This window comes from Alteromonas sp. PRIM-21, from assembly GCF_027563165.1.
GTDB lineage: Bacteria > Pseudomonadota > Gammaproteobacteria > Enterobacterales > Alteromonadaceae > Alteromonas > Alteromonas macleodii_A.
Window position 1 is genome coordinate 470,366 of sequence record NZ_JADOEK010000001.1, and the last position, 23,476, is coordinate 493,841.

21 protein-coding genes are annotated in these 23,476 nt (G+C 44.6%); 9 read left to right on the top strand and 12 right to left on the bottom strand.

Annotated features, from left to right (window positions below; genetic code table 11):
• The 4 genes from trpCF to IW644_RS02070 are packed head-to-tail and all read right to left on the bottom strand — an operon-like array spanning nucleotide 1 to nucleotide 4,777.
• The gene (gene trpCF / locus IW644_RS02055; RefSeq protein ID WP_269916203.1) at nucleotides 1-1,410 is read right to left on the bottom strand and encodes a bifunctional indole-3-glycerol-phosphate synthase TrpC/phosphoribosylanthranilate isomerase TrpF; all 1,410 of its coding nucleotides are present in this window, start codon (nucleotides 1,408-1,410) and stop codon (nucleotides 1-3) included.
• Nucleotides 1,403-2,434 carry an anthranilate phosphoribosyltransferase gene (gene trpD, locus IW644_RS02060; protein ID WP_269916204.1) on the bottom strand — a complete coding sequence of 344 codons (1,032 nt, stop codon included), beginning with the start codon at nucleotides 2,432-2,434 and terminating at the stop codon, nucleotides 1,403-1,405. The genes trpCF and trpD overlap by 8 nt, the downstream gene beginning before the upstream one ends.
• Entirely contained in the window at nucleotides 2,427-3,059 is a 633-nt protein-coding gene (locus IW644_RS02065; RefSeq protein WP_269916205.1) for an aminodeoxychorismate/anthranilate synthase component II, read from the bottom strand. Before IW644_RS02065 ends, trpD begins: the two co-directional genes overlap by 8 nt.
• A complete protein-coding gene (locus tag IW644_RS02070) occupies nucleotides 3,056-4,777 on the bottom strand; it encodes an anthranilate synthase component 1 (RefSeq protein ID WP_269916206.1) in 1,722 nt (573 codons plus the stop codon). The genes IW644_RS02065 and IW644_RS02070 overlap by 4 nt, the downstream gene beginning before the upstream one ends.
• Nucleotides 4,778-5,055: 278 nt before the next feature.
• Here IW644_RS02070 and IW644_RS02075 point away from each other — a divergent pair, with 278 nt between their 5' ends.
• From IW644_RS02075 to dkgB, 6 genes are all read left to right on the top strand, one after another.
• On the top strand, nucleotides 5,056-5,913 hold the full coding sequence (locus IW644_RS02075; RefSeq protein WP_269916207.1) for a PHP domain-containing protein: 858 nt from the start codon (nucleotides 5,056-5,058) through the stop codon (nucleotides 5,911-5,913).
• 237 nt (nucleotides 5,914-6,150) lie between these two features.
• Complete coding sequence (locus IW644_RS02080; RefSeq protein WP_269916208.1) at nucleotides 6,151-6,771, top strand: L-threonylcarbamoyladenylate synthase; 621 nt, start codon at nucleotides 6,151-6,153, stop codon at nucleotides 6,769-6,771.
• A gap of 193 nt (nucleotides 6,772-6,964) precedes the next feature.
• Nucleotides 6,965-7,828 carry a segregation and condensation protein A gene (locus IW644_RS02085; RefSeq protein ID WP_269916209.1) on the top strand — a complete coding sequence of 288 codons (864 nt, stop codon included), beginning with the start codon at nucleotides 6,965-6,967 and terminating at the stop codon, nucleotides 7,826-7,828.
• Nucleotides 7,815-8,408: an SMC-Scp complex subunit ScpB gene (gene scpB / locus IW644_RS02090; RefSeq protein WP_269916210.1), complete on the top strand. Its 594-nt coding sequence runs from the start codon at nucleotides 7,815-7,817 to the stop codon at nucleotides 8,406-8,408. Before IW644_RS02085 ends, scpB begins: the two co-directional genes overlap by 14 nt.
• Nucleotides 8,409-8,448: 40 nt before the next feature.
• Nucleotides 8,449-9,345 (top strand): 23S rRNA pseudouridine(2605) synthase RluB, encoded by an 897-nt coding sequence (gene rluB / locus IW644_RS02095; RefSeq protein WP_136781075.1) that lies wholly within the window; start codon nucleotides 8,449-8,451, stop codon nucleotides 9,343-9,345.
• 216 nt (nucleotides 9,346-9,561) lie between these two features.
• Entirely contained in the window at nucleotides 9,562-10,365 is an 804-nt protein-coding gene (gene dkgB, locus IW644_RS02100; RefSeq protein ID WP_269916211.1) for a 2,5-didehydrogluconate reductase DkgB, read from the top strand.
• 298 nt (nucleotides 10,366-10,663) lie between these two features.
• Here the strand turns inward: dkgB and IW644_RS02105 are convergent, their stop codons facing one another.
• Both IW644_RS02105 and IW644_RS02110 read right to left on the bottom strand, forming a co-directional pair.
• Nucleotides 10,664-11,236 carry a sugar O-acetyltransferase gene (locus tag IW644_RS02105; RefSeq protein WP_269916212.1) on the bottom strand — a complete coding sequence of 191 codons (573 nt, stop codon included), beginning with the start codon at nucleotides 11,234-11,236 and terminating at the stop codon, nucleotides 10,664-10,666.
• 41 nt (nucleotides 11,237-11,277) lie between these two features.
• A complete protein-coding gene (locus IW644_RS02110; protein ID WP_269916213.1) occupies nucleotides 11,278-11,961 on the bottom strand; it encodes a hypothetical protein in 684 nt (227 codons plus the stop codon).
• A gap of 643 nt (nucleotides 11,962-12,604) precedes the next feature.
• On the opposite strand from IW644_RS02110, the gene IW644_RS02115 reads away from it, so the two are divergent.
• Complete coding sequence (locus IW644_RS02115; protein ID WP_269916214.1) at nucleotides 12,605-13,099, top strand: arsenate reductase family protein; 495 nt, start codon at nucleotides 12,605-12,607, stop codon at nucleotides 13,097-13,099.
• A gap of 12 nt (nucleotides 13,100-13,111) precedes the next feature.
• Nucleotides 13,112-14,398 carry a DUF445 domain-containing protein gene (locus IW644_RS02120; protein ID WP_269916215.1) on the top strand — a complete coding sequence of 429 codons (1,287 nt, stop codon included), beginning with the start codon at nucleotides 13,112-13,114 and terminating at the stop codon, nucleotides 14,396-14,398.
• Nucleotides 14,399-14,523: 125 nt separating this feature from the next.
• On the opposite strand, the gene tmpT is transcribed toward IW644_RS02120, so the two are convergent.
• From tmpT to IW644_RS02150, 6 genes are all read right to left on the bottom strand, one after another.
• Nucleotides 14,524-15,177, bottom strand: coding sequence for a thiopurine S-methyltransferase (tmpT, locus tag IW644_RS02125; RefSeq protein ID WP_269916216.1), 654 nt, complete (start codon nucleotides 15,175-15,177; stop codon nucleotides 14,524-14,526).
• 104 nt (nucleotides 15,178-15,281) lie between these two features.
• Complete coding sequence (locus IW644_RS02130) at nucleotides 15,282-15,638, bottom strand: outer membrane protein assembly factor BamE (RefSeq protein ID WP_179982924.1); 357 nt, start codon at nucleotides 15,636-15,638, stop codon at nucleotides 15,282-15,284.
• A 124-nt stretch (nucleotides 15,639-15,762) separates the two neighbouring features.
• Nucleotides 15,763-17,448: a DNA repair protein RecN gene (recN, locus tag IW644_RS02135; protein ID WP_269916217.1), complete on the bottom strand. Its 1,686-nt coding sequence runs from the start codon at nucleotides 17,446-17,448 to the stop codon at nucleotides 15,763-15,765.
• A 414-nt stretch (nucleotides 17,449-17,862) separates the two neighbouring features.
• Nucleotides 17,863-18,372, bottom strand: coding sequence for a DNA starvation/stationary phase protection protein Dps (gene dps, locus IW644_RS02140; protein ID WP_110287868.1), 510 nt, complete (start codon nucleotides 18,370-18,372; stop codon nucleotides 17,863-17,865).
• 259 nt (nucleotides 18,373-18,631) lie between these two features.
• Nucleotides 18,632-19,507, bottom strand: a complete 876-nt coding sequence (gene nadK, locus IW644_RS02145) for an NAD(+) kinase (RefSeq protein ID WP_014948959.1) — start codon at nucleotides 19,505-19,507, stop codon at nucleotides 18,632-18,634.
• A 90-nt stretch (nucleotides 19,508-19,597) separates the two neighbouring features.
• The gene (locus tag IW644_RS02150; RefSeq protein ID WP_269916218.1) at nucleotides 19,598-21,955 is read right to left on the bottom strand and encodes a fatty acid cis/trans isomerase; all 2,358 of its coding nucleotides are present in this window, start codon (nucleotides 21,953-21,955) and stop codon (nucleotides 19,598-19,600) included.
• A 280-nt stretch (nucleotides 21,956-22,235) separates the two neighbouring features.
• On the opposite strand from IW644_RS02150, the gene IW644_RS02155 reads away from it, so the two are divergent.
• On the top strand, nucleotides 22,236-23,396 hold the full coding sequence (locus tag IW644_RS02155; protein ID WP_269916219.1) for an iron-containing alcohol dehydrogenase: 1,161 nt from the start codon (nucleotides 22,236-22,238) through the stop codon (nucleotides 23,394-23,396).
• The last annotated feature ends 80 nt before the right edge of the window (nucleotides 23,397-23,476 follow it).

Here is a 23,476-nt window from a genome sequence, read left to right on the forward strand (position 1 = left end):
TTAGTAACGGCGGCAAATGGCAAAAAGCGCGTCGAGTTTTTCTTCGCTTTTCGCGCCGGGTGCGGTTTCTACACCTGAATTCACATCAATAGCACCACTGCCGGTTGCAATAGCATCTGCAACGTTCTGGGCGTTAATACCGCCAGCAAGCACTAACTTATGCTTCGCTTCGATATCGTTTAATAACTGCCAGTTGAAGGCTTCGCCTGTACCGCCTTTTGCATCGCCTACTTGGCAATCCAGAAGAACGCGGCTTACAAGGCTATTATTTAAGTGACTGTCCACTGCGTCTGGTAGTTCGTCAGAAGAAGTTGCTTTAACGCCTTCGACTTTCCAAATTTCACAACCTTCTGGTAGCTTGTCTGCAAGCGTGGAAATATAGCTTTCGTCTTCACTACCGTGTAGCTGAACGGCAAACAAATTGAGTGAAGCAGCAAGAGAAGCAACGTCATCAATGTCGTGATTAACGAACACGCCAACAAAAGCGCCGTTAACGCTTTGAGTTATATTCAAAGCCTGTGCTTCACTCACGCAGCGTGGCGATTTTTCAGCAAAGATAAGCCCACCGAAACTTGCGCCCTTATCAAACGCCATTTGTGCTTGTTCGGGGCTGGTTAGCCCACACACTTTAACTCCACCATTTACCAAAGTTTTTACTGCACGTGGTAGGTCAGCTTCGGCCATTAGCGCACTGCCCACTAAAAAGCCTTGAGATATAGGTGCTAAACGAAGTACATCTTGGTGTGTATATATGCCCGACTCAGAAATAACCACATAGTCGTGGCTAGCTTTTTCAAGCATGGGCACTAAGCGTTCGGTTGTCGCTAAATCGGTAGAAAGGTCGCGTAAGTTGCGATTATTAATACCAATTATGTTGGCTTCAAGGGCAATGGCGCGTTCCATCTCTTCTTCATTGCTTACTTCGGTAAGAATGTCTAATGAAAGAGCATTAGCAACGCTTTCCAGTTCGCGATACTCATTGTCATCTAGCACGCTAAGCATTAATAGCACAGCATCAGCATTGTAGTGACGGGCCAAATACACTTGGTAAGTATCAACAAAAAAGTCTTTGTTAAGCACGGGCTGAGCAACGCGCTCAGTAACATAAGCTAAGTACTCAAATTTACCTTGGAAGTACTTCTCGTCTGTTAACACAGAAATACCTGCCGCATAGGGTGTGTATGCCGCTAAGATTTCGTCTAAATCAAAATGCTCTCGAATAAGGCCTTTTGACGGTGATGCTTTTTTGCATTCGAAAATAAAGCCTGCGTTTGGCTCACTAAGCGCTGCAAATAAACTCTTTTGGGAAGGAACTAGATTCGCTTTAAAGCTTTCTAGCGGCAGCGCCTCTTTTCGTGCTGCCACCTCTTCGCGCTTGTCTGCAACAATTTTCTCAAGCACATTAGCCATTCGTGCTTACCTCCTGAGTAATTTTGGCAACTTTCGTTAATAACTGCATCGGCAACCCTTCGGCCATCGCGTTCATCGCCATTTCGGCCCCTTCTTTAAAGGTTGAGGCTTTACCGGTTACTTTCAACAGTGCTCCGCAGTTCATTGCGATAGCAGCGCGATGTGCCTCTTTGCCTTCGCCGTTTAGCGCTGCCTCAACAAACTGTCTGTTTTCTTCAGGCTCGCCACCTTCAATCGCAGAAAGTGGGTAATGAGGCAAACCGAAGTCTTCCGCGGTAACGGTAAGCTTTCGAATATCGCCATGCTCAAGGTCGTAAATTATTGATTCGCCGTGAAGTGCTAGTTCATCTAAGCCGTCGCCGTGCACAATCATTGCGCGATGTTGGCCAAGCAGCATAAGGGTTTTTGCATAAGGTTCAAGCAGTTCGGGAGAGTATACGCCGAAAACGCCATGAGTTGGACCCGCCGGGTTTGCCAGTGGCCCAAGTATATTGAACAGGGTTCTGGTCTTCATCGCAGCGCGGACGGGGGCTGCGTGGCGCATGCCCGCGTGATAAACCGGCGCAAAAAGAAATGTGAAATTTGCTTCATCTAGGCATTTGCGCGAAGTTTCTGGGCTTATCTCTAAGTTAAGCCCAAATTGGCGAAACAAATCAGCTGATCCAGATTTGCTCGATACGCTTCGGTTACCATGTTTTGCCACTTTTACGCCACACGAAGCGGCAACGACGCCGGCAGCGCTGGAAATATTAATGGTATTGTGGCCGTCTCCTCCTGTACCCACAATGTCGGCAAACTCATAAGAGGGAGAGGGAAAGGGTAGTGCATTTGCAACCATGGCACTCGCCGCACCCGCAATTTCACCAGGTGATTCTTTTTTCATTTTAAGCGCAGTCAGCACTGAGGCTATCATCACCTCGCTTTGCTCACCGTGCATGATGCTGTTAAACAAGCTGTATGCTTCGGTTTGCGACAGTGATTCTCGCAGCATAATTTGTTCTAGTAGAGGGCCTGCGTTAAGCATGGTTCGCTCCCTGTAACGTTAAATAGTCAATACTTTGCTTTAACAGCAAACTGCCGTGGGCTGTTAAAATAGATTCTGGGTGAAACTGAAAACCCAACATGCGATCTTCGCTATTGTAAACCGCCATTACGGCTTCGCTTCCGTCGTCGTTCACGGTAGATGCGCACACAGTAAGATTTTCAGGCAATGTATGTGCCACTAAAGAGTGGTATCGTGCTACGTGTAAAGGCTGCTGTAAGTCTTTAAACATAGCGTCTTCAGAATGGGTGATTGCTGATGACTTACCGTGCATAACCTGAGTTGCACGGCCTACATTACCGCCGTAATGCTCAACAATGGCTTGGTGGCCCAAGCAAATTCCAATAACGGGGAATACGCCGTGTACCTTTCTAAGTAACTCAGGCATACAGCCGGCTTCACTGGGTGCCCCTGGACCTGGCGACAGCATAAGAAGCACAGGGCCTTTCGTTGCTTGTTCCTGCATTCTTTCAAACAAAGCATCTGCTGAAACCGTATTGCGATACACCTTAATGTCTAAGTTCAAGGTACGCAGTTCGTCCACAAGGTTGTAGGTAAAGGAATCTACATTGTCGAGTAAAAATAGGGTGGTCACTTGCTGGTTCATGCGTTGCCTCCTTCATTTAACGCAACGCCAATACTTTCAGCTTCTTCTTGAAGCGCGGCTTTCACTGCGCCTATTACCGCCTGTGCTTTAGCGCGGGTTTCATCTGCTTCGGCTTGTGGAACTGAATCATATACTACGCCAGCACCTGCTTGAATATAAGCTGTACCGTTCTTTACAAAGGCTGAGCGGATAACAATACAAGTGTCCATATCGCCTTGACTATTTAAGTAGCCAACCGCGCCACCGTAACTGCCGCGGCGTTTTTTCTCTACTTCACGAATTAATGTAGCTGCGCTTACTTTTGGGGCGCCAACTAGGGTGCCCATATTCATGCAGGCTTGATAAGCATGCAATGGATCTAAGTCGTCCCGTAGTTGACCCACCACGCGCGACACTAGGTGCATAACGTGCGAATATCTGTCAACTTTAAGCAAATCTTTTACATAACGGGTTCCTGGGCGACTCACCTTCGCAACATCATTTCGGGCAAGGTCAACCAGCATGATGTGCTCAGACTTCTCTTTGGTGTCTTCGCGAAGGTTTAGCTCTATGCGACTGTCCAAGTCCCTATCAATACTACCATCTGGGCGCTTTCCGCGAGGACGGGTACCGGCAATAGGGTAGATCTCTACCTGATTGCTTTCTCTTTCGTATTTAAGCGCTGACTCTGGAGAAGCGCCAAAAATACTAAAAGCGGCATCTTGCATGTAAAACATGTAAGGACTTGGGTTTGATTCTTTAAGTTTAGCGTAAGCAAGTAGCGGTGACGGGCAGGGGAGAGAGAATGTACGCGATGGCACAACCTGAAAAATGTCACCAGCTAAAATATGCTGTTTTAAGTCAAGCACATGGTTGCAGAACTGTTCATCACTTAAATTAACACTAACTTCAACGTTTGGGTCAAAAGAAAGTGACTGTCCGTTTTGATTTTCTGAGTCGGAAACGAGTGACTGTCCACTTTGTGCTTCACTCTCTGCATCATTAATCTTTGCCGCATTTGTATTTATTAGCACGGGCTTGGCAGGCATCTCGTGTAGCTGCTTATGAATTGCTTCTAATCGCTGGGCTATAGAAAAGTATTGCTGAGCCACGTCTTGACCGCTAAATACGCTACCAATTAAGTGGGTTTCGCGAGTTTGGTGATCAACGGTAATTAAAGTTTCCGCCAAGTAAAACACAAAGTCAGGGCAGTCATTTTCACCTTCTGCAACGTCGGGCAATTTTTCAAAGCCTGCTAGCATGTCGTAGGCAAATACACCGCCTAAAAATATGGCGTGTGGATGTTGGCGTATAGGCGTTATTTTATTAATCACAATGCGAAGTGCGTCCATTACACTTGCGGCCTTTAAACGACTGTCTTCATCAAGCTCGCCGTCAGCTTCATCGCATAGCAAGGTAATTGAAGTGTCTGTCCTTTCTTTAACATGCAAGCCGGCGGGGGCATGAGTGGCAAATAAAGGCAGTACTGAAGCTCCGTTGCCGGTCAGTGCTTTCACTTCAACGCGGTTGCCTCGACATTCCATGCGCAGGGCTGCATCAACCATTAGTAAGCTTTGTAAATCGTCTTTAGAATCGATTTCTGCCGACTCCAGAAGCAGGGCGTTGCTTTTGCTTCCACAAAGATGGGCAAACGCAGCAAGCGGGTCATCTACGTAGTGCCCCACTTGTTCAATTGTCTCTACCTTACCTGGGGACGTTCCCAGTTCCGCTAAACTCATTTTTGCTACTCTCCAACTGCAAAAAGATAAAAAAAAGGCCCGTATAAACGGGCCTTTATGTGTTTTCATTCACGCACTACAGTGCACACCGCCCGTTAAGTTAGGGAGTGCCACCACCAAGCTGCAACTGTCATTGCTGTCGAAATGTCGTATGAATGCATGAATTACTCGTTGTTTCTACAAACTTCAATAGGATTTGAAGCCGTTAGTACGTATACTTTGTGTATATAGAAGAAAACAAATTGCCCTTTGTGTCAACCTAAAATTTGCATAAGACATTGAAAATAGATCTACATAGCCACACAAAATTCTCTGATGGTCACTTAACGCCAGAAGAGCTAATCCTTCGCGCGCACACCATGCAGGTGGATGCGCTTGCCGTAACTGATCACGATACCGTTGCTGGTTTAGAAGAAGCGCACGCTACTCAAGCCAAGCAAAAACGAGCACTAACCATTATTGATGGTGTTGAAATTTCCACCACGTGGCATAGTTTCGATATCCATGTTGTTGGATTGAATGTGGACAGACACTGCCCAAGGTTTCTTGAACGGCTACAAGGTCAATCGGAAACTCGTGAAGCTCGGGCTGAAAAAATTGCCACTAAGCTTGAAAAGTGTGGGTTTGAAGGTGTTTTAGCACGTGCCAAAGCATTAGCTGGGGTTGGTCAGGTAACGCGTGCTCATTTCGCGAGAGTACTGGTTAACAATTACGGTGTACCGAGTATGGATGCCGCGTTCAAAAAGTATTTGGGCAAAGGTAAACGTGCGGCTGTGAAAGCTGAATGGCCAAGCATTGAAACGGCTATTGAGTGGATCCACGATGCAGGCGGCCAAGCTGTATTGGCTCACCCAGCCCATTACGACATGACAGCAAAATGGCTGCGGCGCTTAGTTGCCCTTTTTGAACAAGCGGGTGGTGATGCTATTGAAACCGCGTTTCCTGGCATTAATAAAACGAAGCAAGAGCTTATTAATGAGCTTGCACAAACCCATCAATTGTTAGCATCAGCGGGCTCAGATTTTCATTTTCCTTCTCGCTGGACTGAATTAGGTAAAAACTTGGGCATTAGCAGTAAGCTCACGCCGGTGTGGCATAATTGGCAGCAGTTTGAAGGGCAAATGGCTGAAGGTTAAGAAAATCTAATTAGCCAAGTTTGTGGTATAAAACAGTGACCAAAGTGAAACGGTTATGCATAGTTGATAAACACTATTGCTAACAAGTGTAATAACCGTGGAGCGCATTCACAGAAAGTGTAGCAACAAGTCGAGTAAGTCGAGCCTAGTAGATATAAAGTCAGCCGCCTTCATGGCGTTACGGCACTATTGGCCTGTACTTCATCGGCCCGCACTTTTTTAGAAAAGGAAGTATTTATGAGTCAATTTTTCTATGTTCACCCCGATAACCCACAAAAACGCCTAATTAGCCAGGCATGTGAGTTAATTCGAGAAGGCGCTGTAGTGGTGTATCCAACAGACTCAGGCTACGCCATAGGCTGTCAAATGGAAGACAAAAAGGCACTTGAGCAGTTATGTCGTATTCGTCAAATCGATAAAGAGCACAACTTTACGTTAATGTGCCGGGATATGTCCGAGCTATCGATTTACGCAAAGGTAGATAATACGGCATTTAGGCAGATTAAAAACAACACGCCGGGGCGTTACACATTTGTGTTGAAAGCGACCCGTGAAGTACCAAAGCGCTTGCAAAACCCGAAACGCAAAACCATTGGTATTCGTGTACCCGACAATGCGATTGCATTGGCATTATTGGAAGAACTAGGCGAACCAATGATGTCTACGTCTTTGATTTTGCCGGGTAATACCATGGCAGAGTCAGACCCAGATGTCATCCGTGATAATTTGGAAAAGCAAGTTGGGCTTATCATCCATGGTGGTTACATTGGTGAGCAGCCAACTACCGTGGTGGATTTATCGGAAGATATACCAGTTATTGTGCGCCATGGCACGGGCGATCCGTCTCCATTTGAGTAACTTTCGTTTGCCTGGTTTTTAAATAGCTTTTTTTGCTAGTTGCGGGTGAAAGTTATAGTAAGAAACCGTAAGCTAAATTTCTGGGGCCTGTTGTGCGGTGATGTACAGCAACGCACAACAAGCCCTTGTATGAACGCGTAAATAATAAAATCAATAATCGTCGCTTGTTAGCGCGCAAAACGGTTGTGGAACTGTGTCAGAGCTTGTTGAAGAAAATAATAAAAGTCATGAAGCCCCTCTTAATGAGGAGCTTGCCACACCTGTTCAGCAACCGTTGCCACTTGCGTTTATTAATGGCGAAGCGCTTATTGAGAAACCTGAAGATCTCTTCATACCTCCCGATGCGTTAGAAGTTATTCTAGAAACCTTTGAAGGTCCTCTCGACTTATTGCTTTACCTTATCAGAAAGCAAAAGTTTGATATCACCACACTGCCTATTGCCGATGTTACTAAGCAATATATGGAATACGTGGATGCCATGATGTCGCTGAAATTAGAGCTGGCGGCAGAGTATTTGTTAATGGCAGCCATATTGGCGGAAATAAAGTCTAGACTTTTATTGCCTAAACGCAGTGATGACGATGATGAGGAAGAAGACCCTCGCGCAGAGCTTATTCGCCGATTAAAAGAATACGAGTTAGTAAAGCAAGCGGCGGAAGATTTAGATATACAGCCAAGACTTGAACGAGATATTTTTACTACTCACGTTGAATTAAGTGAGAGTGTGGCGCCAATTCGTATTGAGCCCGATGTCTCTCTAGCCGAGATTGTATTAGCGTTTAGCGCGGCCATGAAGCGCGCTGAAGCTTTTAAGCATCATACTATTGCGCGGGAAGCGTTAAGCACACGAGAGCGCATGTCGCTTATACTGTCGTTACTTACATCTACAGAATATACGCCGCTTGAGCGCTTGTTTACCGTTGAAGAAGGTAAAGCTGGCGTGGTGGTTTGCTTCTTAGCAATTTTAGAATTAGTAAAAGAACAGCTAATTTTATGCATTCAGGCAGGTCCTTATGCAAAAATTCATGTAAAATTAGGTGCCCATGAAGAAAATTAACACGGCGCAGCTTAAGCAATTGGTCGAGGCAGCAATATTTGTTGCTGACAAACCTCTTTCAAAGCAGCATTTAAAAGAAACGGTACTCAACGAGTTCACCGTTGCTGATAGAACCTTGAGTAAGGTACTCAACGAGCTAAAGCTAGACTATCAGCCAAGAGGCATTCAACTGGTGGAAGTAGCAAGTGGCTATCGCTTTCAGTCGTTAGATGCGTTAAGTCCGTGGTTAAGTAAGTTGTGGCAAGAGAATGCGCCGAAGTATTCAAGAGCAATGCTCGAAACCTTGGCACTTATAGCCTATCGTCAACCTATTACGCGCGGAGAAATAGAGCAGGTAAGAGGCGTGGCGGTAAGCAGTAATATTATAAAGACACTCACAGAACGAGACTGGGTGAAAGTAGTTGGCCACAAAGAAGTGCCTGGGCGACCAGCGCTTTATGCAACTACTAAAGGCTTCTTGGACTATTTTTCGATGACGTCGTTGAGCGATTTGCCCAATGCTGACGCTTTCGAAAATATGGCAGAAAGCGTTGCATCAGACTCGCCGCTTAAGGTGTTAAATGAGGCACCGTCAAAATAGACCGTGCGACCGTAAACAAGCAATTAAAGAGTGAAAAACCATGACTGAAAAGTTGCAAAAAGTACTGGCTAACCAAGGGCTAGGCTCGCGACGAGAAATGGAACGTTGGATTGAAGAAGGCCGAGTATCGGTCGATGGCACCAAAGCAACATTAGGAGATAGAGTCGATCACACTGCACAAATTCGTGTTGATGGTCATTTGCTATCTCGTCAAACAGAACAGCCAATCTGCCGCGTGTTGATGTACAACAAACCCGAAGGTGAATTGTGTAGCCGTCACGACCCTGAAGGTCGCGATACAGTATTTGACCGTCTACCTGCTATTCGACTAGGGCGTTGGATCACAGTGGGTCGTCTAGACATGAACACCAGTGGCCTGCTGTTATTCACCAACGATGGTGAATTGGCAAACCGCCTAATGCACCCAAAATGTGAAGTAGAGCGCGAGTACGCAGTACGTGTATTCGGTGAGGTAACAGGAAAAACGCTACATACCCTTCAAAAAGGGGTAGAGCTTGAAGATGGTGAAGCTAAGTTCCTGACAATTTCTGGTGCACCTACGCCTCAGCATGCTGAAGATGAAAGCATGAACCGCTGGTACAACGTGACCTTGAAAGAAGGGCGTAACCGCGAAGTGCGTCGCCTTTGGGAGTCGCAAGGCGTTCAGGTAAGCCGTTTGATACGTGTTAAGTATGGCCCAATCGAATTGCAAAAGCGCCTACCGCAAGGAGCGTGGGTAGAACTAGGTTTAGAAGATGTGAATGCCCTTCGTAGCCATGTTCAATTACCGGATGAAACGCAGACGATGGTTAATGTACGCCAGGGTAAACTTGACCACGCTCGTTTAAGCCGCATGCGTCGCTCGGTTAAAAAGCACAAAGTACGCAAGCAACAAGGCTTGAATAAACGTGCTGGACGTCCAGGCAAACGTAAATAGTATCTAACTATATCTATGTAATTACTCAAGGCCGCGAGCAAATGCTAGCGGCCTTTTTTATGCTGGCATCAAACACAAGCTTAATACCAACCAGAGTTGCTAAATTAACCCTACTAATCGATAAGCGTATTGCGATCTTCTTTTCTAACGATAGCGTAGGAAATTACGAATCAGCTATATCAAGTAGTTAAAAGCCACACGGAATAGGAGATTGTTATGAAAGACATGCCTCAACTAGGAATGGGAACGTTTCGATTAAAAGGTGAAGAGGCCCGTGAATCAGTAAGTAAAGCCCTAAAAGTAGGGTTTAGGCACATTGATACCGCGCAAATCTATGATAACGAAGCTGAAGTTGGCGATGCCATAAAGACAAGTGGGCTAGATAGAAGCGAACTATTCGTCACCACTAAAGTGTGGTACGAATCTTTAGGCGACGATCACTTTATACCCAGCGTTCACGAAAGCTTAGAAAAGCTAAAGCTAGAGTATGTGGATTTACTTCTCATTCACTGGCCATATCCAGGTAATGACATTTCACTAGAAAGTTATTTAGGCAATCTTGCCAAAGCGAAAGAGCTTGGGCTGACGCGTCATATAGGTGTATCTAATTTCACTATTGATTTGCTAAACAAGGCTGAAGAAATTTTAGGTGAAGGCGAGATTTACACGAACCAAATTGAAATTCATCCTTTCATGCAAAATAAAAAAGTTGTAGAAGCTGGCAAGGAAAAAGGCGTCAGAGCCACTGCATACATGCCGTTTGCTGTTGGGAAAGTAATGAAGGATGAAACTCTGTTGAGTATCGCTCAAAATCATAATGCGACGCCGGCGCAAGTGGTATTGGCGTGGATGGAAAAACGCCACATTTACGCAATTCCTTCATCAACCAGTGAAGTACATTTAGCGGAGAACTTGGCTTACGGTGGCGTAAAGCTTAGCGAAGAAGAGCTTGTTCTTATTGATGACCTCGATAATGGTGAGCGTATAGTAAGCCCTGATTTCGCGCCCGACTGGGATTAGGGCTTAGCAGAGTTGATATTTTGTTAGGGTGTATATAACAAGGTGAATAAGGCTAGCGTTAAGTTTACTAGCCTCATCTTGTTCAGTTGTATTCGACATCGATTTAAGGCCGCTTAATTGGTTACAACCGCGGCCTTTTAACACTTCTTGTTTCAGCGAATACAATTGATTCAGTGATTGGGGTGAATGGAGAGTTCGTTGAGAAAGGCCTTTTACAGAAAGCTTTGCTCCAAAAAGAGGCCTTCTACAAAAGCTTCATTTATAAAAGCTCCCATTCATAAAAGCACCGGCTAAAACGTTATATACTTTGAGCGACTGGCTCAATCTCTTTGATTACTTTGGCTGGATTACCGCCTATGACTAGGTTATCCCCAAAAGATTTGGTTACTACTGCGCCAGAAGCCACAACTACATTATCACCCAATGTTACACCAGGGTTTATCACCGCCATTCCACCAATCCAGCAGTTATTGCCGAGGGTAATAGGCTTAGCGAACTCTATACCTGTTGCTCTTTGAGCAGGGTCTATGGGGTGGGTGGCTGTGTAAAGCCCTACCTGGGGCGCTATCATACAGTTGTCACCAATAGTCACCTTTGCTGCATCCAAAATCACACAATTAAAATTGGCATAAAAGTTTTCGCCAACGTGGATATTTTCGCCGTAATCGCATTTAAACGAAGATTCGATGTACAGCCTTTTCCCTGTGCTGCCAAACAACTGTTTTAGCAATCTAGTACGTTTTTTGTGGTCACTTTGGCAAGTTGCATTAAGCTCGTCTAATTGAATACGGCACTGCTTACGCATTGCCGTTAAGGTTTTATCTGACGGGTAATATAAATCGCCAGCGAGCATTTTTTCATGTTCAGTCATGTATTTCCGAAACATCAAGCTGTGTTGTTAAAGCGGCTACGTTACTTTGCACCGCCGTAGCTTACAACGACTTTTTGCTTTAATTCGTCACTTTCAATGTCTAGGTTGACAGGGCGGTGCAATATAATGTTACCGTCTACAGTCACTGACGCACTAATTGACAGGGTAGGTTTGTTGTCTGATTTATTCCACGACTTGTTTCCAAAGGAGCTTTCACTTTCTTTATAAACAATGTCACCCGCAACATGAGATGAACCCGTTAATGTAATATCACCATTTAATGTTTTGATGTGTTTCTCAATGGTTGTATCAACAGCGGTGATATCACCGTTCACGGTTTCAACGCTAGCGCCAATTGTGCTTTGTGTAGGAAGCGTAACATCTCCATTTACCGTCTCGATCCCCTTAACCACACTCAGATTAGTATCTGCGCTAACATCGCCATTTACAATATCAATGTTTCGGACAGTCACATGGCTACCCATTTCTAGGTTTCCATTAACAATACTAACTTCATCTGCGCCAGCGTGATCGCTAATTTCCACATTGCCGTTTACAGAAGATATATCGCCAGCATGCTTTCCTTCGGCAATGTCGATATTACCTAGAATTGAACTGAAATCACTGCCTTCCAAAGCGTTTGCGTTGCCGACATGGATAACGCAGCCACTTAGTAGAGTGGCGGAGAGCAACATAGCAGCACTGGCAATTATCGACTTTTTCATATTCTTATATCCTTAATGGTTTTTATATTTTAGGTAACACGCTTTGAAAGTTTTCGTTTCAAACACATATTTTTGTGTTGTTGGCATGCATGTATCACATATCATGCCATCGTTAAAAGTCTCATAAGATCAATGGTTTAATGGTTTCTGTTGCTTGCTGAAAGATGGTTTGATGACGTAATGGATAATTTTATAGCCACATCTGCCAATAGATGGCGAATTTAACCATTTAAAATCAGGTGTGCCTAAGTTCAGAAAGGGACAGACACTTGCTTGGAGAAATCAACGAGGCAAAGAATACATAGAAGTGGACAGACACTTATTTAGCTTTAAGCAACGAGTTGGACACTCCAATTTAGTGGTAAAGCGCTGACAAGGCTGTTTATCTAAATACTCTTCTGCAAAATATCAAGTTAGAAACATTGTGAGTGTGTGTCCACGCAGTACAGGTGTGAAGTGATTAGTTCGCAGAAGAGTAGGTGTATGTCCGGGCAGTACAGGTTCTAAGTGATTAGTCTGTAGAAAAGCGAGTGTGTGTCCACGAAGTACAGGCTGGGTATTTAGGCTGATTAGGGGGGCTGTCTTCGACCTTCAACAGTATGTTGGTATTTATAGTTGTCATTTTTTATTGAGATGAGTAACGATGATAAAGATTTATCATAATCCAGAATGTGGAACGTCTAGAAATGCACTTGCAGTGGTTAGAGCGGCGGGATATGACGTGGAGGTTGTTGAGTATTTGAGTGTAGGGTGGGAGCGTGAACAGTTGAGCTATTTATTGCATGCAGCAGGCTTGACGCCTCGACAGGCGCTTAGGACAACAAAGTCGCCAGCGGCTGAGTTAGGGTTGCTTGATGAGTCGGTAAGCAACGAAGCTATCTTCGAACTTATGTTGAAGCATCCTATCCTGGTAAATAGGCCTATTGTTTGCATTCCTAAACATGAATATGAAAAAACAGCTTCATTATCTTCCGACCCAAATGAAGATAATGCTGTTGCTGATAAAGCGAAAGAAACAGTAAAACTATGTCGGCCTAGTGAAGCTGTATTGGATATTTTACCGGTATGGCCAAAAGGCCCTTTTGCTAAAGAAGACGGTACACCATTAATTGACCGAAATGGTGAACGAGTAATTTAAACGGAGTAGTTTATGACGGACAAATATGCACAGCTAAACAAAGCCAAAAGGCTCGCATTGGCCTGTTTGGTTTTTGCCGCAGGTGTATTTGTCTTTACAGTATTACTACCCAAGTTTTACCCAAACTTACAGGGTGCATGGTGGTTAGGGCTTATAAAGATGGCAAGCGAGGCGGCACTCATCGGGGGCCTTGCTGACTGGTTTGCTGTAACTGCGCTGTTTAAACCAATACCAGCCCAGTACCCTATTCCCCATACCAATATCGTGGCAAGTAATAAGTCGGTTATTGCTAATAACTTGTCTTTATTCGTTAAAGAGAAATTCTTTCACCCCGAAGCGATAGAAAAACTAATTCGAGACAGCGACCCTGCGAAGGGCGCTGGAAGATGGTTGTCACAGGAAAGAAACGCTACTCGCTTAAGTCGCTTTATTTGTGACGCCTTTGCCGGCGTGTTACGTGTACTTGATGACAAACCCGTCAAAGCGTTTATTGCTAAAACAGCGCAGAAGGGTATTAACCAACTTGATCTTAGGCAGCTTATGGCAACCTCGTTAGGTGCCGTGACGAAAGAACGCCAGCACCAAGTCGTGCTCGATAGGGTATTAGGGAAACTAGCTAAGCTGCTCGCAGAGCCCGAAACTCAAATTTATATAGCAGATAGGCTGGTCGTCTGGTTAAAAACTGAGTACAGCCGTATCGAAAAGCTCTTGCCTTCCAGCTGGCTAAGCGAACAGGGTGCGCTCATTGCTGTTAAAGCCGTTTCAAGTATTTTAGAGGATATATACGAGGATGAGCACCATCCTATTCGCCATGCTTTCGACGAACAGGTGCATGAGTTTTTATATGAGCTACAGCACAGCCCGTTAATGGAGAAAAAGGTAAACAGCTATCGCGAAAAAATCGTTAATGACCCAGCATTAAATACCTATGTTCAGCAATCATGGGCCAAATTTCATCAATGGCTCTTAACGTCGCTTGAAGAACAAAGTGGCAAAGCAGAAACTAAAGTGTCGGGTCTGCTAAAAGACTTGGGCACAACGTTAACGCAAGACAGTGAGTTGGCCAAAGCGTTTAATAAGCATATTGGTGAAGCTGCAAAATACATGGCGCCAGAGTTGGCTGAGTTTCTAACCCGCCATATTCGCGACACCATCAATAGCTGGGACGAACGCGAGATGGCGGAACAGGTAGAACTAAATATTGGTCGCGACCTACAAAAAGTGCGTATTAACGGCACTATTGTCGGTGGTCTAATAGGTGCAGTATTGTTTGGAGTCGAGGCGTTGTTAGGGCTATAGACGCAGACCTTTGCAACACTACTGGCAATGCATGGAGTAGGGCGCTACTGAATTAGCCAATTAAATTCGAAGTAGTGGTATTGGTTCAAAAACTATATGCATGTAACAAAAGGCAGCGATAAAACCTACTTAGCTGTTAGGGCAAATACCAAGTTATCAGCGTCTACTTTTCCTTTTAAGCCGCCTTCAAGTACTGAACGTTCTAATCTTTTGATGCCGTAGGCGCCAGAGTAAAGTGTATCAACGGTTTTTTCGTTTACGCTAAATGGAGGGCCGGCCATTTTATTCTGGTCATACTCGAATGAAATGATTAGCTGAGGGGCGCATTGAGTAATAGCAATTAGGTGTGCGGCGTATTGCTCGCGAAGGGGGCTGGGCAATGCAACTAAAGCTGCTCTATCGTAAACCCCTGAAACATTACCTAAGTCACCTGAAGTGAGTTTAAAAATATCGCCCACGTATATGGTTAAGCCGTCTTTGGTGTAAACCTTACCCTTTGCAGTGATAGTAACGTTAGGCTCGGCACCAAGCTCTTCAAATAGCTGTATGATTGCCACTTCGCTCAGTTCAGCACCAACCACCTCACAACCTTGGGAAAGTAGCCAGCCGATGTCACGGGTCTTACCACATAGCGGAACAAATATGCGTTTCAAAGCAGCACTCGAGTTTTCGCTACCAAGCAGAAAAGACGAATATTTTACAAGAAGCGCATTGCCTTCGGGCTCATGAAATCCGATTTCGTTCTTTTGCCATTTACTGTGCCAAAAACTGTGTTCCATGTATGCCTCAATCAGGTAAGTGCTGTAACTCGAAAAACAGGCGTTGTTACTAAGGGTACTAGAAACTAAAAAGGTAGCGTGAAGCGCTACCTTTTTAAATATAATTAGTTATCAAGCGGTGTGTTGAAGTCTTCAGATAACTCGAAGTCGCCTTCAACCGTGGTGACTTTGTCATCTACAAAGTTTATTACCATTTGTTTCTGAAAATCTTTTCCGCGCTTTTCCATACCGCGTTTCATATCGTAAACGTAGTACCAAGTGTCATCATCGAACGAGTCTTGAACAACAGGGTTGCCTAATACATAAATAACTTGTTCTTTTGTCATTCCAACACGCAGCTTTTCAACGTCTCTTTGATCAAGGAAGTTTCCCTGGGGAACGTCGATACGATATATCCAGTTCGAGCAAGCGGTTGATGTAAGTGTGATACCAAGAATTACTAATAGGTGTTGCAACTTCATGCGTTAATTTGTCCAGTATTGCCTTTGTTAGTGCCAGCGAATTTCGCGAAGGCGAATTTCGAGGCTGTTTTATTGCAAGCGCGAAGGCATGCTACATTGACAACTATGACCAATCAACTGCATTTTAGTTCGATGCTGCGCTTTTTAGCAGTTCTTTTGCGTTTGCTAAGGCCGATTTGGTTACTTTGTCACCGGCTAGCAATCTCGCTAACTCATCAATACGATCTTGCTTGGTAAGCGGTAGCATTTGAGTTTCGGTGCTTTCCCCATCAGTGAGTTTAGTAACGAACAGCTGGTTATGCGCCTGCGCAGCTACTTGTGGTAAATGCGTTACACACATTACTTGAGACTGCTTGCCCAGTTTGCGCAACAGACCGCCAACGATAGACGCAGTTGGCCCACTAATACCTGTATCGACCTCATCGAAAATCATGGTAGGAGTTGCGTGATTGTCACTCGCAATTACCTGGATAGCTAGCCCTATCCGTGATAATTCACCACCTGACACCACTTTTTCTAACTTGTCTGCATCCTGACCAGGGTTGGTAGACACTTTGAACTCTACAGTATCAAGACCTGTGCTAACAGGCTTCTTAAGCTCATCGTACTGAATTTGAATATCGACTTTTGCATGAGGCATATTCATTTGACGAATCTGAAGCTCAATATCTTTACTTAATTTACCTGCAGCACGTTGTCTGCTTTCAGACAACCCTTTGGTCGCAGTTAGGTATGTTGCTCGCGCTTCTTCTACTTCGCCTTCAAGTGTGCCTAACAGCGTTTCTTGTTCAGATAATGAATTGAATTCGGCGGCGAGTTCCTGATGGTGTTGATATAGCCCTTCTGGCATAACGCTGTGTTTACGTGCCAGATCCATCGCTTTAGCATAGCGCGCTTCAACTTGCTGTAGACGAAGCGGGTCAATCTCTAACTGATCGCAGTAGCTACGCAGCTCTCCCGCAGCTTCTTCTACTTGAATTGCTGCATCGTTTAGTAACGCTATCATAGGCGTTAGGCTTGCGTCATGGGCTTCTAATTCGCCCAAGCGCTCAATGCTGCTTTGAATCACTGATAAAGCGTTACCCTCATCATTTTCATATAAGTTGTACACGCTAGTCTGCGCTTGTTCTAAAAGACTTTGACCATTGCTCAAGCGCTTGTGCTCTATTTCCAACTCTTCGAACTCGCCCTCTTCAATAGCGAACTCATCAAGCTCTTGAACCTGATAGGTTAACAGCTGAATTCTATCTTCTCGTTGCTGTGCTTGCTCTTGAAGTGTCTTTAGTGTGCGTTGCTTATCACGCCAGATTGAATGAGTTTCTGTAACCTGCGCTAACAATTCATCATGCTTAGCGTAACCGTCAACCAGGTCTCTTTGATGGTCTTCTTTCAACAGTTGCAGGTGTGTGTTTTGACCGTGAATGGCTAACAAATACTGGCCTAAGCCTTTTAACTGCTGAAGCGAAGCGGGAATACCATTGATAAACGCTTTTGAACGACCTTCTTTAGAAATAACCCTGCGAATAAAGCAGCTGTTTTCATCCTCGTCTGAGGTGAGTTCATGGTCATCGAGAAAAGCTTTAGCTAATGCGTTACTGCTCAAAGAAAAGTGTGCGATGATTTCAGCTTTCGTACTTCCTTTACGCACAGCATTTGCGTCGGCACGTTCACCCAAGCACAAGCTTAACGCATCAATAGCAATTGATTTACCTGCGCCGGTTTCACCGGTTATTGCAGTAAGCCCGTTTTCCAGTTGAACCGATAATTGTTTTACAACAGCAAAATTAGAAATAGAAAGATGCGCTAACATAACCACACTCGAATAAGTTGAACATGATGATATATACAGTAACTGATAATATATACAGTATTTTGGCTGTGTAAAGTTAAGTCGTGAAAAAATTACGCTAAAATTAACAAGGAAGCTAATAAAGTTTGAGAAATCAATGTCATATGTTCGCAGGGGTATGTGGGGTTATCAGTAACCTGCAGAAAAGAATTTAATGAGAGTGCGTGTTTTACAAAAATTTATACAGTACTAATCTATGTAAAATTCGATAGCAAAAAGCCTGTCCGTAAAGAAGGCTTGTGGGCCAATACGTTAACTGCTGTAACGGTTTTTAAAACCAAACAACAAAAAGGAGAGCCAAAGCTCTCCTATAGAATTCCAACTTTAATTGAATTATAAATACCTAGATAACTATTTAGAATTCAACAATAAAGCTTATTGCTGCAACTCACCGCTTCCAGATTCAATGTGTGCGCGTACGAACCACTGAAACTGTTCTAAGTCTGCCAGCTGGCCTGTGATCATATCTTCCGATACTGGATCAATTTCACCAAGAAGCTCTAGCGCTTTTCTATGGTCACCATTTACGCCGTCATAAACAGCGTCTAGTGCCTTAAGGTGGTCAAGTACTAAACCTTTCCCTAGTTCATAATCGCTCCAGCTGCGACCTTCAACAATGGCTTTCGGTGTGCCTTTCGGTACGCCACCTAACGTTGCAATTCGTTCGGCAATGGTGTCGGTCATTTCGCGTACTGCATCTACCTGAGGGTCTAGCATTTCATGCACGCCAATAAAATTTGGGCCTACCACGTTCCAGTGAATGTGCTTTAAGGTTAACTGTAAATCTAATAGTGCAACCAATCGCTGATCCAATACCTTAATTGTTTTGGCAGCAGCATCGTTATCCATTCCTGGGGCTGTAAATTTGATATTGGTGTTACTCATGATATCTCCTATTGAATGTAAATAAATCAGCACGATGTAAAACATCATAAGGGGCAAAATCTCGCTAGCCCTGTGCCAATAACTTACTTTGATAGGTGCAACGGGTATGCCGAATTCGGAGAGTTCTATAAGTACACGTTTTTAATAGAGAAATATGGGAAGATTAAAAAATCTTTATTTTTCAAGCCTGTAGCAATTAAGAAAATGCTACAGGCTAATGTAATAAATGCACATTAGAAAAGATGAATAGGGAATGAGGCTAGTAAAGCTTACTGCCCCAACCTAGCTTTTTGCGAAGTACGTTGAAATAGCTGTAACCCTTGGGATGAACAAGATGAAGCTTGTCTACGCTCTTGTTAATGCGGATTTCATCGCCGGGCAGTACGGGTAGTACAATGTGACTATCGCAACTTACCTGCAAGGAATCACTGTTTACTTTTGATACTTTCATCGATACCTGACTGTCTGCATCAACAACAATGGGGCGACTGCTCAGTGTGTGAGGAAACATAGGCACCAGCGTTAGTGCATCAAGCTTTGGCATAATAATAGGGCCGCCGGCCGATAGGGAGTATGCAGTCGAGCCTGTCGGTGTGGCGACAATCAAACCGTCGCTACGCTGACTGAATACGAATTGCTCATCGATATAAATTTCAAATTCCATCATATGAGCAACTTTGCCGTGGTGCAGCACCACTTCGTTTACAGCAGAGTTGTTACTTTTAAGCTTTTCGTGCCGGTAAACTTCGACTTCAAGTAAGAAGCGCTCTTCAACCACGCACTCACCATTGAAGATAAGGTCAAGCTGTTGAACGATATCATCAGGGTGGATATCTGTTAAAAAGCCAAGATTACCGCGGTTTACGCCTACGACATGGATGTCAAAACGCGCCAGTACACGCGCGGCACCAAGCATGCTGCCGTCACCACCTACTACAACGGCAAGATCAGCCTCTTTACCAATAGTAACAAGGTTACAGCTTTTGAAGTTTTCAGTTTCAAGCTCTTCAGCAATACTTTCCTCAACTAGTAGTTTGCATCCTTTGGCTAATAAATATTCGGCAAGAATATTTAAGCTGTCATGGGTTGCAGCGTGCTGAGGTTTTCCAATTAAAGCAACGGTTTGATAGGGCATGGAATGCTAATGTCCTTTCATTTCCAATGGTCGGACATTAGCACAGGTATTTTGCAAAAGAAAAGCGTAAAACGTTGCAGAGTGCCAGGTTTAGCGATCTTCTAATCGATTATAGTCGAGCAGGCCGCCTTCAATAGGGTAGTGCTTGCTAGACCACTGAATCAATTTGTCGCTAAAGGTCCAAAAATTAGGGTTTGTTCGGCGCATCCCGACATCGTCGAGCAAAGCTTGGTAATCAGCTTCACTTTTAATTGTTTTCAGCTTTTCTATCGACGCAGTGACGTCAGAAGCGTTGATATACCAAAAGGCATCGGGATAGCTACCCAAGAGTCCATGCACCAGAGTAATTGAGTCTTGAGATGGCTCGCGATTTTCCTCTTCTTCGAACAGACTGTTCACATTGTAGTGGGCACTATTCCTTAGGGCAGTAAACACATCTATGTTATCTGAATTTAGGTCACCTTTTACCACAATTATGGTCGTTTCAGGCATCAGCGTGGCTTGCTGGGCAGGGAGCGAGTTTAAACTCGCTAGCGCTTCGTACTGCTCGGTGGATAACAAGCGTTTATTATACGTTGAGGCTTGCGGCTGAACTTTAGCTAAGTGCTTCGATAGCAATTGGTAGAGTTCTTTTTGCGGGCGTTCTGTTTCAAATGTTATGCCTGTAGGCTGTTCGAAACTATTAAAATCGCCCTCTAGATAGTCAGTGAGTTCGGGGCTAGCCTTTTGATACCATTTGTCTAAGAGTTCCTGACGAGATGGCGGAGGGAGCAGGTTGAGGAAGTTCGACTCGCCTTCCATACGCAAGAAGTCCATATATAAACGGGTCATTAGTTGGTGCCCATAGTTACCGTAAACATCAAAGCCGGCTACCAGTAAGTAATGAATACGTTCTAATAAGGCGTAGTCAATAATCCAAGCTGTTTTAGTAGGCTTACCCACCATTCCTTTCGCTACAGTGGCATTATCGAAGTGGCGGAATACGGTTAAGCTGGCATTGGTATTGTTGCCGTCACCGTCCCAAATACTTGATACGTTTAGGTGCTCTCCGTTTTCAAACTCGCTATTTAGAAAGGCCGCTCTTGCACGCATATAGTCGCCCTGGCGTTTTGCATACTTTGCCCAATTTATCGCTAGCGCAGAGCTGTCTTTTTCAGCAGGAAGGTGAAGGTTTTTCTTTTGGGACGCGTAAAAAGCATTCACTTTTTCAGAAGCTGCAATGTCTGGGTCGACAAAGAACACCCAGAATCGGTCGTTAATTACGTTTAGCGCGACTTGCCCTCGGCACACCGGCCCTTTGATATAACCCATAATAGTGTTTTGAGCGCGCTCAAGCATAAATCGATAACGACTTTTTACCGGCAATAAAGTAAAAGCCGTTAGAGGGTTTGCTGCTATTTCAGGTTCGTACGAAGGCAAGGTTTCAACAGAAAAGTCAGCTTCGACAAACCAAGATCGCCATTTATCTAAAAGGTTCTGATTAATAGCGTATGCTTGGTGGGTTTTGCTCACGATCGTGGAATGCACAGGCTGCAAGCGATAATAAACGCGCTCTACCTTGGGATCGTCGAAGGGTCTGCGAGTGGCAATAATGTCCAACGCTTGCCCTGGTGGGGTTCGTGAGCGTACCAGGTTAAAAAACTGAGGCGTTTTTCCTTTGTCTGAGATACCTTCGAAGTAGAGATGAGAGGTAAACAAGTGTTCGTAAATATAACGTGTGGAAAGCTGCATCTTGTTACTATCCCCATTTAGCCATGCTTCTAAGTCAGATACTTTCTCATTTAGTTCTTGTGAGAGCATCTTAGGCGAGGGCAAAGGTGCACCATGGGTTAACCATTGAATAAGTGTAGTATGTTCAGAATCTGACAGCGCCGGTAGGGCGTAGGGCATGCCCCCTAGAGGCTGGTCAGCTATATATTCTCCCATTTCATCTATGGTTGGGCACTGGTTTTGTCTGCTCAAACTTATATCCAAGCTCTCATCTAAATGGGTAGTATTGGACAGAGGGTGCTGTTTTTTTAGCAAAAGCATTTGCGCTAGCACCGAGGATTGTGTTGGCGAGGCGTTAGTATCGTCTTTTGTTGGCAATACATCGAAAAAGCCTCGCTCGCGCCATCCATTAACGCCGTGAGCGTCGAGAAACATTCTATTTGGTTGTGCTGCAGTGAGTCGCGTGCCTTCATACACCTTTTCTTTATTAGCACCTCTTGCTATACCTTCTGGGGAAGATATTTTTAGTTGGCATGGCGCATCGTAACAGGCGTGGCACACCACGCAGCGTTGCGTTAAAACGGGGTTTACTTGTCTGGTAAAGAAATCGTCGGGCAAACTTTCCATGACGGGCATGGCATCACTTGAGGAAAGTAAAGGTGCATCAGGTTTCGGCCATTGCCAGACCGCTAAAGCGATAATCGCGACAAGCAATGAAGTGATACCGAATTTTTTCATAGTGTTAGTCCAGAAGAGAGTCTCGACCAGTCTATCACTCATTTCATTTAAGGTGATGTTATAAATGCTGAAAGCTCGTTACTTCGCTCTAGTATTTACCCTTACTCAATCCTTCTTCGGCGAAGTAGTTACCCATTAATAAGTTGCGCAGGAAGCACTGCGCTCTCGATTTACACCTTAAGATGAAATACAGAGTGAAAAAATAACATTATTTTTACACATTCATTGCTTTAGGCATGTCGGAAGGTATGCTGGAGAAAAGCAATCAAAGGAGGGAAGCATGTCTCATCAAATTATTTTGCCTAGAGTGATGCATATAGGGAAGGGCGCGAGTCGTCGGGTGGCTGAAACGCTCAAAGGCCTTAACTGTCGCAAACCGTTATTGGTTACCGATAAGGTGATGGTTGAATTGGGATACAGCGCTGCCATAGTGCAAGTGCTAAAAGAGGCTGGAATTAACGCAGGTGTGTTTTCAGATACGGTCCCAGAGCCAACAGTAAATTCGATTAACCGAGGTGTGGATGCATTTAAAGCCAACGACTATGACAGCATTATCGCCTTAGGTGGCGGAAGCCCTATTGATAGCGCAAAAGCCATAGCCATTTTGGGTAAATACGGCGGTGAAATGCGAGACTACAAATTCCCTCGAGTTGTTGATGAAGCAGGATTGCCAATTATTGCTATTCCCACAACGGCGGGCACAGGCTCAGAAGCAACGCGATTTACTATTATTACTGACGAAAACACCACAGAGAAAATGTTGTGTGTTGGTCTAGGGTTTATGCCAACGGCAGCACTGGTCGATTATTCGTTAACTCAAAGCTTGCCTGCACGCGTTACCGCCGATACTGGCATTGATGCACTCACCCACGCTATTGAAGCGTTTGTAAGCCGCAAAGCTAATCTATACAGTGATGCCCAGGCATTATCAGCTATGGCATTAATTGCGCCTAATCTACGTACTGTATTTGCAGAGCCAACAAATGAAACGGCTAGAGAATCAATGATGCTGGGCTCAACGCTTGCTGGTATTGCTTTTTCAAACGCATCAGTGGCCCTTGTTCATGGAATGAGTCGACCTATCGGCGCTGCGTTTCATGTCCCTCACGGTTTATCGAATGCCATGTTATTGCCTGCGGTTACCGCCTTTTCAATTCCAAGTTCACCGGTGCGCTATGCACAATGTGCCCGCGCGATGGGTGTCGCTACGCAAAGTGACTCAGATAATGTGGCGAACGAAAAGCTTATCAACGAACTAAAAGCACTTAATGCCGATTTACAAGTCCCAACGCCAGCCGAGTTTGGAATTGATAAAGAAACGTTTTTTGCTTCGACCTCAACAATGGCAGAGCAAGCTTTGGCATCTGGCTCTCCCGGCAATAATCCACGCGTACCCACCATTGAAGAGATGGTCGCCATCTATGTCTCACTTTGGGAATAATCTTTTTGCAAGATGATAAAACGAAAAAAGACTGCGACTTGCAGTCTTTTCAACACGCAGAGAAACACGCTACAACCACC